14 protein-coding genes are annotated in these 13,218 nt (G+C 76.2%); 7 read left to right on the top strand and 7 right to left on the bottom strand.

Going from position 1 to position 13,218, the window contains the following annotated elements:
- Nucleotides 1-2 precede the first annotated feature (2 nt).
- Together ABD901_RS17945 and ABD901_RS17940 are read right to left on the bottom strand one after the other, a co-directional pair.
- Nucleotides 3-638: a hypothetical protein gene (locus ABD901_RS17945; RefSeq protein ID WP_345128071.1), complete on the bottom strand. Its 636-nt coding sequence runs from the start codon at nt 636-638 to the stop codon at nt 3-5.
- Nucleotides 639-653: 15 nt separating this feature from the next.
- Nucleotides 654-1,478 carry a hypothetical protein gene (locus tag ABD901_RS17940; protein ID WP_345128070.1) on the bottom strand — a complete coding sequence of 275 codons (825 nt, stop codon included), beginning with the start codon at nt 1,476-1,478 and terminating at the stop codon, nt 654-656.
- 47 nt (nt 1,479-1,525) lie between these two features.
- Between ABD901_RS17940 and ABD901_RS17935 the strand changes: the two genes are divergently transcribed.
- Nucleotides 1,526-1,999 carry an NUDIX hydrolase gene (locus ABD901_RS17935; RefSeq protein ID WP_345128068.1) on the top strand — a complete coding sequence of 158 codons (474 nt, stop codon included), beginning with the start codon at nt 1,526-1,528 and terminating at the stop codon, nt 1,997-1,999.
- Here ABD901_RS17935 and ABD901_RS17930 read toward each other — a convergent pair whose 3' ends face one another.
- Nucleotides 2,000-2,578, bottom strand: a complete 579-nt coding sequence (locus ABD901_RS17930; RefSeq protein ID WP_345128067.1) for a helix-turn-helix domain-containing protein — start codon at nt 2,576-2,578, stop codon at nt 2,000-2,002.
- Between the two features lie 48 nt (nt 2,579-2,626).
- Between ABD901_RS17930 and ABD901_RS17925 the strand changes: the two genes are divergently transcribed.
- From ABD901_RS17925 to ABD901_RS17915, 3 genes are all read left to right on the top strand, one after another.
- Complete coding sequence (locus ABD901_RS17925) at nt 2,627-3,886, top strand: benzoate/H(+) symporter BenE family transporter (RefSeq protein ID WP_345128066.1); 1,260 nt, start codon at nt 2,627-2,629, stop codon at nt 3,884-3,886.
- 43 nt (nt 3,887-3,929) lie between these two features.
- Complete coding sequence (locus ABD901_RS17920; RefSeq protein ID WP_345128064.1) at nt 3,930-4,271, top strand: S24 family peptidase; 342 nt, start codon at nt 3,930-3,932, stop codon at nt 4,269-4,271.
- A gap of 107 nt (nt 4,272-4,378) precedes the next feature.
- Nucleotides 4,379-5,362, top strand: coding sequence for a DUF2267 domain-containing protein (locus ABD901_RS17915; protein WP_345128062.1), 984 nt, complete (start codon nt 4,379-4,381; stop codon nt 5,360-5,362).
- Between the two features lie 323 nt (nt 5,363-5,685).
- Here the strand turns inward: ABD901_RS17915 and ABD901_RS17910 are convergent, their stop codons facing one another.
- The gene (locus ABD901_RS17910; RefSeq protein ID WP_380132761.1) at nt 5,686-6,231 is read right to left on the bottom strand and encodes a MarR family winged helix-turn-helix transcriptional regulator; all 546 of its coding nucleotides are present in this window, start codon (nt 6,229-6,231) and stop codon (nt 5,686-5,688) included.
- A 125-nt stretch (nt 6,232-6,356) separates the two neighbouring features.
- Between ABD901_RS17910 and ABD901_RS17905 the strand changes: the two genes are divergently transcribed.
- Nucleotides 6,357-6,809, top strand: a complete 453-nt coding sequence (locus ABD901_RS17905; RefSeq protein WP_345128061.1) for a response regulator — start codon at nt 6,357-6,359, stop codon at nt 6,807-6,809.
- On the opposite strand, the gene ABD901_RS17900 is transcribed toward ABD901_RS17905, so the two are convergent.
- From ABD901_RS17900 to ABD901_RS17890, 3 genes are read right to left on the bottom strand one after another with little or no spacing between them, the layout of a single operon-like run.
- Nucleotides 6,806-7,354: a GerMN domain-containing protein gene (locus ABD901_RS17900; RefSeq protein WP_345128058.1), complete on the bottom strand. Its 549-nt coding sequence runs from the start codon at nt 7,352-7,354 to the stop codon at nt 6,806-6,808. The genes ABD901_RS17905 and ABD901_RS17900 overlap by 4 nt on opposite strands.
- Nucleotides 7,351-8,712: a HAMP domain-containing sensor histidine kinase gene (locus ABD901_RS17895; protein ID WP_345128056.1), complete on the bottom strand. Its 1,362-nt coding sequence runs from the start codon at nt 8,710-8,712 to the stop codon at nt 7,351-7,353. Before ABD901_RS17895 ends, ABD901_RS17900 begins: the two co-directional genes overlap by 4 nt.
- The gene (locus ABD901_RS17890; protein ID WP_345128054.1) at nt 8,709-9,380 is read right to left on the bottom strand and encodes a response regulator transcription factor; all 672 of its coding nucleotides are present in this window, start codon (nt 9,378-9,380) and stop codon (nt 8,709-8,711) included. The genes ABD901_RS17895 and ABD901_RS17890 overlap by 4 nt, the downstream gene beginning before the upstream one ends.
- 167 nt (nt 9,381-9,547) lie before the next feature.
- On the opposite strand from ABD901_RS17890, the gene ABD901_RS17885 reads away from it, so the two are divergent.
- Complete coding sequence (locus ABD901_RS17885) at nt 9,548-9,853, top strand: STAS domain-containing protein (protein WP_345128052.1); 306 nt, start codon at nt 9,548-9,550, stop codon at nt 9,851-9,853.
- Between the two features lie 47 nt (nt 9,854-9,900).
- Entirely contained in the window at nt 9,901-13,182 is a 3,282-nt protein-coding gene (locus ABD901_RS17880) for a helix-turn-helix transcriptional regulator (protein ID WP_345128051.1), read from the top strand.
- Nucleotides 13,183-13,218: the final 36 nt, after the last annotated feature.

The following is a 13,218-nucleotide window of genomic DNA, read 5'->3' as shown; positions in this document are numbered from 1 at the left end:
GCTCAGAAGCCGGCGACCGGGACCGACTCGACCGCGCCCCAGGCGGCCGCGGCGACGGTGCAGGCGACCGCGGCCGCGGCGGCGTAGCGCGGCCAGGACCGCGGGCCGGGGCGCCGGCCGAACGCCCACGTCGCCACCGCCGCGCCGAGCACGGCCTGCAGCAGGCCTTCGAGCAGGCGCTGGCGGCCGTGGTCGCCGACAGCGAGCAGGGTCAGCACGATGTCGATGCCGGCGCCGGACAGCAGGCCGCAGACGAGCCCGGCGGCGGCCGCCGCCCACGGCGCCCGCGCGGTGCGCACCACGTGCGCGAGGGCGCCGAGCGCGGCACCGCCGGCCACCGACAGGACCGTCCAGTAGGCGGCGGCGGTCAGCACCGGCTCCAGCCCGTAGGCGCGCCAGCGCCCGGTGGCGAGGTTGAGCCCGTAGTAGCACCAGGTCGCCGAGCACAGCAGCGCGACCGGTGCGGCGACCGCCCGCGGCCGCGACCGGACCGGCGCCGCGGCGGCGAAGGCGAGGCAGCCCCACGCGAAGCCGGTGCTCGCCACGAACTGCAGGATGACCCCGGTCGCGCCGCCGGCCAGGTCGGCCGAGAACGACGCGACGCCGAGCGCGACGCCGAGCACCACCGCGAGGAGCATGCGGCCATCGTCCCATCACGACGGTGCGGCCCGTGTGAAGGTTTGGTGCTCGGGACTCGGGGCGGGGCCGGCCGCTCGACGGGTGCGCACCGCCCGCAGCGCGACCGCCTGCACGGCAAGGTTGACGGCGAGCGCGGCGCCGAACGCCGGGTACGCGCCGAGCCTCGGCACCAGCAGCGCCACCATGAGGCAGAAGACCGCGAAGCCGACGAGGCCGCCGGGCACGCCGCGCAGCATCCGCACCGCGCCGGGCGCGCCGTCGCGGGCGAGGGCGAACGCGGCCACGACGCTGGTGGCGATCGGGAACGGCGCGAGCACCCCGGTGGCGGCCGGTCCGATCGCCGACGCGGCACCGGTCACGACGAGCACGAGCGCGCCGGTGGCCACGGCCCGGGCCGGCAGGTCCCACCACGGCGGGCGGGCCGCGGAGGGCGCCGGGCCGGGCTCGGCGCGGGGCAGGGCGCGCGCCGCCAGCCAGGCCGACACCAGCACCAGCGCGACGCTGACGTACGGCGGCAGCGAGACCTGGGCGAGGCCGGCGTCGGCGGCCAGGCACGCCGCCCACGACACGGCCAGGGCGCCCGGCCAGCGCAGGCGTCGGGCGGCGTGGCCGAAGACGACGACGAACAGCAGGAGCGAGACCAGGCCGAGCAGCGACGACGCGGCGGCCTGCGCGCCGAAGCGCGGCCCGTGCTCGAGGCACGTGATGAGCAGGATCGGGCCGGCCACGATCGGCAGGGCGACGAGGACCCCGGCGACCGGCGGGCCCCAGCGGCGCCCGGCCAGGCTCGAGCCGGCGACGAGCAGGGGCGCGAGCAACAGCTTCAACAGGAGGGTCACTTACGTGGAGCGTACGGCGCCCGGCGGTACCGGATAAGGTCGGGTCCATGCAGATCAGGCATCGACCGGCCGTGCGGGTGGTATGTCTCGACGCGGGGCAGCGCCTGCTGCTGCTGCAGTGGCAGGACCCGTCCGACGGGTCGCTGCTGTGGGAACCGCCCGGCGGCGGGATCGACCCTGGCGAGACGCCCCTGCAGACGGCGCGGCGGGAGCTCGGCGAGGAGACCGGCCTCGACGGCGCGGCGATCCTCGACCGGCAGGTCGACGTCGAGCGGGACATGCGGTGGAACGGCGTGCACCTCGTCGGGGTCGAGCAGTTCTTCCTCGCCCGCTTCGGCACCGACCGGCCCGGGCTGGGGCGCGCCGGGCTGATGCCCGACGAGCAGGAGACCCTGCGCGGGCACCGCTGGGTCGCGCCCGGCGAGCTCGCCGGGCTGCCGGACCGCCTCGAGCCGCCGCGGCTGGCCGCGATCGTCGCCGAGCTGACCGCGCCCGACGGACCCGGCCCCTGGTCCGGCTGATCAGAGCGCGCGTGGCGAGCGGATCAGCAGGTTCGCCACGACCTCCTCCGGGCCCACGGTGGCGTACTCGTGCGGCACGTCCGCCCGGAACGACACGTGCTCGCCGGCCCGCGCCACCAGGGGCGCCTCGCCGGGCCCGGTCCGCAGCACGCCGCGGTGGACGGTGATGTGCTCCGTCACCCCGGGCGCGTGCGCCGGCGAGTGCTGCACGACACCGGGCTGCACCCGCATCCAGAACAGCTCGAACGTGGCCTGCGGCTCCGAGAAGACCTCGAGCAGGGTCGCCGTGACGGCCGCGCCGCGCACGTCCGCGGCGGACCCCGGCGGATCACCGGGCGCAAGCACCAGAGCCGTCAGTGGTACCCCCAGTGCTCCCGCCACCGCGTACAACGTCTCGAGCGTGGGGTTGCGGGTCCCGTGCTCGAGCCCGGACAGCGTCGCCTTGCCGATGCCGGCGGCGCGCGCCAGGGCCGACAGCGAGACCCCGCGGGCCTCGCGCAGCCGTCGCAGCCGCTCGCCCACCTCGCTCGGCTCGCTCGCCGGCCCCGGTGCGGCACGGCTTGTCCCGCCTGCGTCCATCCGGTTATTGTGGCGTTCCGTTTACGGAACGATCGACGAGAGGCGCTCATGCGGTACCGCGGCATGCTTCCCCCGGTCCTGGCGGGCCTCGTCAGCGCCGTCGTCGGCTATGCGAGCTCGTTCACCGTCGTGCTCGCCGGGCTGCGCGCGGTCGGCGCCACGCCCGCGCAGGCGGCCTCCGGGCTCCTGGCCCTGTGCCTGGCGATCGCGGTGACGGCGATCGGGCTCGGGTTGCGGTACCGGATGCCGATCTCCATCGCCTGGTCCACCCCCGGCGCGGCGCTGCTCGTCGCGACCGGGCACGTGCCGGGCGGCTTCCCGGCGGCCGTCGGCGCGTTCCTCGTCGCCGCCGGGCTGATGGTCCTCGCCGGGCTGGTGCCGTGGCTCGCGCGGGCGATCGCGGCCATCCCGCGGCCGATCGCGGGCGCCATGCTCGCCGGGGTGATCCTGAGCCTGTGCACCGCACCGGTGAAGGCCATGGTCGAACTGCCGCTGCTGGCCGCGCCGGTCATCGTGGCGTGGGCGGTGCTGTTCCGCTTCGCCCGGCAGTGGGCCGTGCCCGGCGCGCTGGTCGCCGCCGTCGCCGCGATCGCGGTGCACGGCTCCGGCGGGAGCCTGTCCGGCGCCGCGCTGCGCCCGGCCGCGGCGCTGACCGTGCCGGCGCTGAACCCGTCCGTGGTGGTGAGCATCGCGGTGCCGCTGTTCCTGGTCACCATGGCGGCGCAGAACGTGCCCGGGATGGCGGTCATGGCGACGTACGGGTACACGCCGCCGCTGCGCCCCCTCCTCGTGGCCACCGGCCTGGCCAGCGCCGCCGCGGCGCCGTTCGGCGGGCACGCGGTCAACCTCGCCGCGATCACCGCGGCCCTCACCGCCGGCCCCGACACCCACCCCGACCCGCGCCGCCGCTGGGTCGCCACCGTCGCCCTCGGCGCCGGCCAGCTGACCCTCGGCCTGGGCGCGTCCCTGGCCATGGCGCTGGTGCTGCTGTCGCCGCCGCTGCTCGTCGTCGCCGTCGCGGGCCTTGCCCTGCTGCCGGCGCTGGGCTCGTCCCTGGCCACCGCGGTCACCGAGCCCGAGGGCCGCGAGGCGGCCGTCGTCACGTTCGTGGTCACCGCGTCCGGCACCACGATCCTGGGCATCGGCTCGGCGTTCTGGGGCCTGCTCGCCGGCGGCCTGACCGCCCTGCTGCTGCACCGCCGCCGTCGCGCCGCGCAGCCTTCGCCGCAGCCGTCGGACGGACCAGAGCCTTCGCACGAAGCCGGCGACGGCGCAGCGGAGGCCGAGCCCGTGGCGGCGCGGCCGTAATTCGCTCGCGCGGGATGCCGGCCGCGCGCGACGCTGGCTCGCGATGGGAATGCTCGATCTCATGGCGACGCGGGTGGCGGCCGGCGCGACGGTGCAGTTCCGCCCGACCGGCCAGTCGATGACGCCGCTGATCCGCAGCCGCGCCCTGGTGACCGTCGCGCCCGCCGACCCGGCCCGGGTCGAGCCCGGCGACATCGTCCTGGCGCGGGTGGCCGGCACCGTGTACGTCCACCTGGTCTCCGCCGTCGACCACGCCAACCGCCGCGTGCAGATCAGCAACAACCACGGGCACGTCAACGGCTGGACCGGCCACGCACGTGTCTACGGCCTGTGCACCGCGGTCGAGGGCGTGCCCCGCCCGCGCACCGAGGGCAAGACCCGCTAGCCGTCCGGCGGTTCGCGGTGGCGCGCCGGGGACGATTGGTGGGGGCAGTGGCCCGGCGTACGGTGGAAAAGTCCCGAAATGACCGCCGAAAACCCCTGGGGGCGGGCATGGACCACGACACCTTCACCGGCATCGTCGCGCGCGGGAGCGGGCTCGACCCGCACCAGGCGCAGCGCACCGCGAACGCCGTCCTGGAGACCCTCGCGATGCGGGTCGGGCGGAGCCACCTCGAGGACCTACAGACTCGCCTGCCGGCCGAACTGGGGCCGGCGATCCAGCGCGGCATCGTGCTCGGGCAGGGCCGCTCGCACCGCATGCCGGTCGAGGATTTCCTCGACGAGATAGCGCGCCGGGAGGGCGACGCCACCCGCGAGCAGGCCGCGGCGCGCGCCCGGGCGGTCTTCGCCGCCATCCGGGCGTCCGCCGGCGAGCGGTCGTTCCGCGAGACGGCGGCGCAGCTGCCGAAGGAGTACGAGTCGCTGCTGGACGCCACGCCGGACGGCCCGGTGCTGCGCGGCGGCGAGGCGCCCGGCGGCACGGTGCCGGCGCCCGGCCCCGTCGAGTACCCCGGCCCGTCCCAGTCGACGCCCGGCGGCCCGGTGCGCCTTGGCGGGCGTTCGACCGAAGCGGCCGCGGTCGGGCCCCTTGAGCCGCCGAGGGAGTACGCCGGGCCACTGACCGCGGGCGAGTTCGCCGGCCTTGTCGCCGAGCGGGCGCGCCTCGGCCGGGAGCGGGCCACGGTGGCCTGCGAGGCGGTCCTGGAGGCGCTCGCGCTGCGCATCCCCGAGCGCCGCGTCGAGGGCCTCCGCCCGTTCGTGCCGCCGCCGTTGCACCCGCCGCTGCAGCGCGGCGTGGAGCGGGGCCGCGGCGGCGCTCGCCGTACCGACCTGGCCGACCTCCTCGACGAGGTCGCGGTCCGCGAGGGCCCGGACGCGACGAGCGAGGACGCCGCCGCGCACGCGAGGGCGGTGCTGTCGGTGCTGCGCGACATCGCCGGCGCCGAGGAGTTCCGCGACACGATGGCGCAGCTGCCGGCGGACTACGACACGATCGTGCCCCGCCTCACCGGGCCGGGGCCGCGGGTGCGCTGAGCGGTCCGACAAGTCGGGCACTCCGTGCCACGACTTGTCGGACTTATACCCTGACAGGCGAAAAATCAGCATAGTCTTCGCGGCCACGTCCGTCATGGCGGCTGGAGACGTCGGCGCGGCCTCGACGGGCCGCGCCGAGAGCACCGGCGAACAGGCCGCTACGGCTCGGGCCTTGGCGGAGGAACCGGCGAGCAGGCCGCCGCGTCCCGGCCGCGGCGGAGGAATCGGCGAATTGGCCGCTGCGCCTCAGGACGTGGCATGGCCCTCGGTGGGCCGGACGGGTGGACCGGTGAACGGGCCCGTGGCGTGATGGCCGGGGCGGCTCAGTGGGCCGGGGCGCGCAACCCGGTGAACGGGCCGCCGTTGCGGCTCGGGTGCATGGGCTGGGCGCCATCGACCGGGTCGGCCGAGATGCGCCAGTTGCGCCACCACTCCTCGTCGGGGAGCTCGCCCGCGGCGCGGACGAAGGCGTGCAGCAGGGCCAGGTCCGCGTCGGTGGCGTGCAGGATGCCGGCGCGCACGATCGCCTCGATCTCGCGGCGGCGGGCGCCCATCACCACCCCGACCAGGTCGCGGCCCTCGGGCGTGAGGCCGAGCCAGATGGAGCGGCGGTCGTTGTACCGATGGAAGCGCTGCACCAGCGACTTGCGCACCAGGCGGTCGCACATCCGGGTGAGCGTCGACGGCGCCACGCCGAGCTCCTTGGCCAGCACCGCGCTGCGCTGCGGGCCGCCGCCGGCCAGCAGGACCAGCGTGCGGTACTGCGGCAACGTGACATCGGCCCCCAGCGCCGAGAGGTTGCGCGCGGCGAGCGCGACCATGCTGCGGCTCACGGCGAGGAGGGCCTCCACGAGCGGCTCGGTTGTCACGCGGCAATCGTTGCATGAAGGCAGCGCGGCCGTATGCCCGCGCCCTGGTGCGCCGGGTGGATCCGCCCGTGGGTGTGGGTTACGGTGTAGCGGAAAATTGCACAGCTGCAATAAATGGGGAGCAGATGAGCGACCCGGACGGCGGGGAGACACTCGGCCTCGCACACATCCTCCTGGTCGAGGACGATGCGGGCGATGTCGCATACACGATCGACGAGTTTCGCGAGCACCGGCTGCGCAACCCGTTGACGGTGCTCGGCAACGGGCTGGAGGCGATCGAGTACCTCGAGCGGCGCGGCGCGCACACCGAGGCGCCGACGCCGGACATCCTGCTGCTGGACCTCAACCTGCCCGGTGTCGACGGGCGGGTGGTGCTGGACCGGGTGCTGGGCAACCCGCGCCTGTCCGACCTCACCGTGGTCGTGCTGACCAGCTCGCCGCTGGAGGAGCAGATGTTGCGCGACTTCGGCGTGCCGACCGAGTTCTACTTCCGCAAGCCGGTCGACTTCGCGCAGCTGTCTGGGCTCATCCGCAGCGTGGACCAGTTCAGCATCGTCGTGGACCGCGCGCGCTCCTAGAGGCGGATCAGGGTCTTGTAGTCGGCGTCGGTGAGCATCTCCGACGTGAGCGCACCGTCGGCGCGCGGCACCTCCATCGCACGGCCCTCCTGCACGAAGCGCACCCCGACCACGTCGGCGCGGGCCGTGAGCGTGCAGACGATCTGGCCGAACGCCAGGATCTCGTCGTTGCGGATCGGGTTGTCGCGCGACAGCCCGACCATCGCGGTGCCGTTGCGCAGCTGTACCCCGGTGATGAACGCCGTGCCCACCAGCGCGCTGTCCAGGCCGCGGTCGCGCTCCTGCGGCGTCGGCCCGGACACGAGCTCCTCGAGCTGGCGTTCCGGCGCGGGCACGGCATTGACGCGGCGGTCGACGGCGACGAGCTGGTTGTCGCGCACGAGGTACAGCCGCTCGACCGCGGTCCCCGGCGAGGCCGGCCCCATCGGCCCCTCGTAGGCGCCGATCGTGACCGACGGCTCGATGGCCCGCGGCGTGGGTTCGGTCGGCACGCCGCACCCGGCCGCGAGGCAGGCGGCCAGCACGACGAGGATCGGCCTTCTCATCGCACCCCCGGCAGCTCGATACGGAACCGCGCGCCGCCGCCCGGCCGGTCGAGCACCAGCACCCGGCCCCCGTGCGCGGCAACGTGCTGCGCGACGAGCGACAGGCCCAGGCCCGTGCCCGTGTCGTTGCCGCGGGCGCCCGAGGAGCGGCCGCGCACGAACCGGTCGAAGATGACGTCGCGCTCGCCCGGTGCGACGCCCGGGCCCTCGTCGTCGACCTCGATGACGCCGTCGTGTCCGGCGGCGTGCACCCGCACGGCGACCGGCCCGCCGCCGTGCGTGACCGCGTTGTCGAGGAGGTTGACGAGCACCTGCTCCAGGCGGCGCCGGTCGACGGTCCACCGCAGCCCGTCCTCGCCGCCGGCGGCCTCGACGATGTCCGGCGACAGGCCGCGGCGCTGCACCGCGCGGCGGGCCAGCTCGCCGACGTCGACGGGCGCGAGCTGCGCCGGCAGGTCGCCGCGGGAGAGCTCGAGGAGGTCGTCGACGAGCGACTGGAACCGGGCCAGCTCCGCCACGACCAGCCCAGCCGCCATCGCGGTGCGCTCGTCGAGGGAGTCGCGGCGCCGCTCCAGCACGCTCGCCGAGGCGGCCAGGGTCTGCAGCGGGGAGCGCAGCTCGTGGCTGACGTCGGCGGCGAAGCGGCGGTCCCGCTCGATGCGCCGGGACAGCTGGTCGACCATCTCGTTGAACGACGTCGACAGCCGCGCCAGGTCGGGGTCGGTGGCGGGGTCGAGGCGGGCGCTGAGGTCGCCGGCGGTGATGCCCTGCGCGGCGTCGGCGACCGAGCGCAGGGGGCGCAGGACGTAGCGGGTGGCGTACCAGCCGACGCCGGCGCCGGCCGCCGCCACGACGGACGCGGCGAGGGTCAGCAGCCAGCCGAGGGTGCGCAGCGTCTGGTCCAGCTCCCGCAGGTAGTCGATCTCGTACAGCGCGCTCGACGGCGTCAGCAGCAGGCCCACGACGACGGCGGGCGAGCCGTCGACGTGCACCCGCTGGATGCCCTGGCCGGAGTCGCTCACGAGGCGTTGCAGGCTCTGCGGTACCGCGGTGGCGGCGCCGCTGTCGGCATTGCGGGAGTACCAGTGGCCGAGGTGGAACACGAGCACGCGCCGGTTGCCGCCGCTGTCGAGCGAGCGCAGCATCCCGGCGATGTCCGGGTGCTCGGCGCTCAGCCCCGCCGCGACGACCCGGGCGTCGAAGGTCGCCGAGCGCACCGCCGCGCGCTCGCGCCCGCTGATCAGCGAGCTCCTGGTCACCTCGTACGACACCAGCGCCATCGACGCCGACAACGTCAGCGCCCCCGCCGCGAACCCGGCCACCACCCGGGTGCGCAGCCCAGCCCGCCATCGCGTCATTTCTGCAGCTTGTACCCCATGCCGCGCACGGTCACGAGGTACCGCGGCTGCTTGGAGTCCTGCTCGATCTTCTGCCGCAGCCGCCCGACGTGGACGTCGACCAGCCGCTCGTCCCCGATCTCGTACTCCCACACCCGCTGCAGCAGCTGCTGGCGGCTGAGCACCTGCCCCGGGTGCTCGGCCAGCTCGCACAGCAGCCGGAACTCGGTGCGGGTCACGGCCACCGCCTCGCCCTCGATGCGCACCTCGCCCGCGTCCGGCAGGATCTCCATGTCGCCGAACACCAGGCTGGACAGCGCCTGCACCGTGCGCCCGCGCCGGCGCAGCGCCCGCAGCCGCGCCGAGAGCTCCTTCACCGCCACGGGCTTGACCAGGTAATCGTCGGCGCCGGCCTCGAGCGCGGCGACGATGTCGTGCGTGTCGTCGCGCGCGCTGATCACCACGATCGGCACGTCGTCGCCGCGGCGCAGCTGCCGGATGCACTCGAACCCGTCGATCCCCGGCAGCATCAGGTCGACGAGCACGGTGTCGGCCGGCTGGTCACGCTGCGCGACCAGCCCCTCCTCCGCGCTCGCCGCGCCGCGCACCACGTAGCCCTCGTCCTCCAGCGCCAGAGCCAGCGAGAGCCGGATGCGGTCGTCGTCCTCGATCACCAGCACGCCTGCCATAGGAGGCATCATGCCGCCCGCGCCCACCCCGCTACCACCTGGTGCGCCGCTGCGGGCCGATGTCATACAACCGTCACAGTACCGGGCACCCGTCGCCACATCGACGCCGAACGCTTACGGAAGGTGGCTCACGTACTCGGCCGCCCGGGGGCGACGGGAGAACCACCATGCACAGCGGCACGGCCGGCCCAACGGCCGCGACGATCGAGATCGTGATCACGGAGGAACTGGACGCCACGTCGGTACCGCGGTTCACCCTCCTCCTCAACGAGGCCGCCGACCTGCGGCCGGCCGTCCTGGTCGTCGACCTGGCGCAGTGCCCGTTCGTGGACGCCGCGGCGATCGGCATGCTGCTGGACGTGCACCGCCGCCTGTTCGCCGCCGGCGGGCGCCTCACCCTGCGCTCGCCGGGCCCGCGCATCACCCGGACCCTGCAGCTGGCCCGCGTGGAAAACGTCCTGCACGTCGAATGACCCTCACCCACTTCCTTCCGCGTTACTGACGCGTAACAATCGGCGGCATGGTTGATGCATCGACCGTGCAGAAAGTTTGGCTGCGGGGGCGCGACGCCGACCTGTCCGCCGTCGCCGCGCTGATCGCCGCGGCGTCCGCCGGCCGCGGCTCGGCGCTGGTGGTGACCGGCCCCGCCGGCATCGGCAAGACCGCCCTCCTCGCCGCCGCGTCTTGGCCCTCCCCCTCCGCCGTCGGCACGCCGTCCGCCGCTTTGTCCGGACATTTCGGAAATGTCGCCCGTCCGGCGGCCGGCGGTGTCACGGTGCTGTCCGTCACCGGATGCCCGGCGGAGTCCGCCCTGCCGTTCGCCGGGCTGCATCGGCTGCTCGCGTCCGTGCCCGACGACCGGCGGGTCGCCTATCCGGCCGGCATCCATCGGCCGCTCGCCGGGCCCGGCCAGGACTCCCCGCACGATCGGGACCTTCCGCACGACCGGGACGGCCGGGGCCTTCTGCACGACCCGGACGCCCGGCACGACCGGGACGATCGGCAGGACCGGCACGACCGGGACGACCGGGACGACCGGGACGACCGGCGCGGCGGCGGCGACGCGCCGGGCGATCGGCTGGCCGCGGGCCTGGCGGCGCTGGCCGTGCTGCGGTCGATCGCCGCCGCCGGCCCCGTCGTGTGCGTCGTCGACGACGCGCACGCGCTCGACCGGGCCTCGCTCGACGCCCTCGCCCTTGCCGCGCGGCGCACCGGTGGCGAGCCGATCGCGATGCTGTTCGCCCTGCGCGACGCGCCCGGCTGCGCCGCCGCCGAGGCCGCCCTCGCCGGCCTGCCCCGGCGCCGCCTCGCACCTCTGGACCTGCGGGAGAGCCGGGACGTGCTGGCGGATGCGGTACCGGACCTGGCCGGCGACGTCGCGGGCGTCCTCGCCGGCCTAGCCGCCGGCAACCCCCGCGCCCTGGTCGAGCTCGCCGCCGCCCTCGACGACGACCAGCGCCGCGGCGAGGCCGCCCCGCCGGGCACGCCGCCACGGGACAGCCTGCTGCGCCGGGAGTACCGGGCGGTCCTGCGCACCCTGCCCACCCCCGCGCGCCGGGTCCTCGTGCTCGCCGCCGCGGCGGCCCTCACCGCCGGCGCCCGCGCACCCTTCGGCCCCGGCGCCCCGGCCGGCGGCGCCCGCGGCGGCGTTCCCGGCGGCCTGCCCGGCTGCCGGGCCGCGCTGCTGCTCGCCGCCGGTCACCCGCCCACCGACCTCGGCCCCGCCGAACGCGCCGAGCTGGTGCACGTCGAGGACGGCTGGGTGCGGTTCGGCCCGCCGCTGCTGGCCCCCGTCGTGTACGCCGAGGCCGGCCTCGCCGAGCGCCACGCCGCCCACCGCCGGCTGGCCGCCCTCGCACACGACCTGCCCGGCGAACCCGGCGAGCCGGCCGCCGCCCTGGCCGCGGCGCTGCACCGGGCCGCCGTCGCCGACGGCCCCGACGACGGCCTCGCCGCGGAGCTGGTCGCCGCCGCACTGCACCGCCCGGCCACCGCCGGCGCAGTCACTGCCGAACCGACCGCCGCCGCGCCTCACCTTGCGACCGCCGGCGAACCGAACACCGCCACGCCGCGCCAGACGGGGGTCTCTGGGGCACTCACCACCGAACCGACCACCGTCGAGCCGATCGCCGCCGCGCTGCGCCGGACGGGCGTTGCCGGCGACGCGGATGGCGGGCTCGCCGACGAGCCGGCCGCCGCCGAAGGGGTTGCGCCTGGCCTGGCCGCTGCCGCGTTGCAGCGGGCGGCTGCGTTGACCGCCGATCCGGCGCGCGCCGCCGAGCGGACGCTGGCCGCGGCACGGCTGTCGTGGCGCGGTGGGGAGCCGCATCGGGCGCGGTTGCTGCTGCGCGGGGTGTTCGCTGCTTCGGTACCGCCGAAGCTGCATGCCGAACGTGAACTCCTGCTCGGCGAGATCGAGCTGCGCACCGGCGCCTCGGCGGACGCCCAGCACACGCTGCTGTCGGCCGCCGCGCGGCTGCCGGGGCGGCGTGCGCTGCGCGCGCTCGAGCTGGCCGGGGAGGCCCTGTGCGCGTCAGGAAGGCACGACCGCTTCCCGGAGGTGGCGGCGCTCGCGCTGGGTCTCCGCCCAGCCGGCCACGAGGGCGGGGCGGTGGACGAGATGCTGTTCGCGCACTTCGAAGGGCTTGCGGCCGGGTTCCGCGGGCAGCCGGAGCGAGCCGCGAAGCCGCTGCGGAGGGTGCTGGAGCTGGCCGCGGTCATCGACGAGCCGCCGGCGCTCGTGCGGGCCGCCTGGGCGGGGATCATCGTCGGGCAGGACGAAGTGGCGCATCGGCTCGCGTCGCGGGCCGCGCGGCTGGCCCGCGGGGTCGGGGATCGGGCGACCGAGCCGCTGGCGCTCGAAGTCGCCGCCACGGCGGCCCTCGCGCTCGGGGATCTCGACCTGGCCGGGGCCAACGCCGGGGAAGGGCTGCGGCTGGCGGCCGCGACCGGGCAGGACGCCGTCGCCGACAACTGCTGCGGGCTGCTCGCCGTCATCGCCGGCATGCTCGGCGACGCCGAAGGGTGCCGGGGGTGGGTGCGGCGGTGCCGGGCCCGGGCGGGGGTCGACATCGACAGCCAGGCGCGCGCGATGTGCGTGTGGGCGGCGAGCCTCGTCGACGTCGCCGAAGGGCGGCACGCCGACGCCGCCGGGCGGCTGTGGGGCGTGATGCGCACGGCGGTGGGGCGCGGGCATCTCGGGGTACAGGTGCCGGCCATTCCGACGCTCGTGGAATCCGTGGTGCGGTGCGGGGATCCGGGGCCCGCGCGGCAGGTGCTCGAAGCCTATGACCTGTGGGCGGGCAGCACCGCCAACCCCACCTGGCTGGCGCTGTCCGCGCGCTGCCACGGGCTGCTCGCCGGCGCCGACGACGAGGCCGACGCGCACTTCCGGGAGGCGCTGCGGCTGCACCTGGCCGGGGACTCGGCGTTCGCGCGGGCGCGGACCGAGCTGCTGTACGGCGAGGAGCTGCGCCGGCGGCGACGGCCCGCCGCGGCGCGGGAGCACCTGCGCAGCGCGCTGGCGACGTTCGAGCAGTTCGGGGCGGCGCCGTGGGTGCAGCGGGCGGCCGCGGAGCTGCGCGCGGCCGGGGACCACGCGCCAGGGGCCGAGCTCGAGGGGCGGCCGGGGCTGACGGCGCAGCAGGACCGCATCGCGCGGCTCGTCGCCGGCGGTGCGACCAACCGGGAGATCGCGGCGGCGCTGTTCGTCAGCCCGCGCACCGTCGATCACCACCTGCGCAACATCTTCGTGCGGCTCGGCGTGCGCTCCCGCACCGAGCTCGCCCGCGTCATGTCCTGACCGGCGCACCGGCGATTTCGCCGATGCGCCCGCGCC

The sequence above is a fragment of the Dactylosporangium darangshiense genome, assembly GCF_039537565.1.
Lineage (GTDB): Bacteria > Actinomycetota > Actinomycetes > Mycobacteriales > Micromonosporaceae > Dactylosporangium > Dactylosporangium darangshiense.
This window is presented reverse-complemented; position numbering and strand designations above follow the sequence as displayed.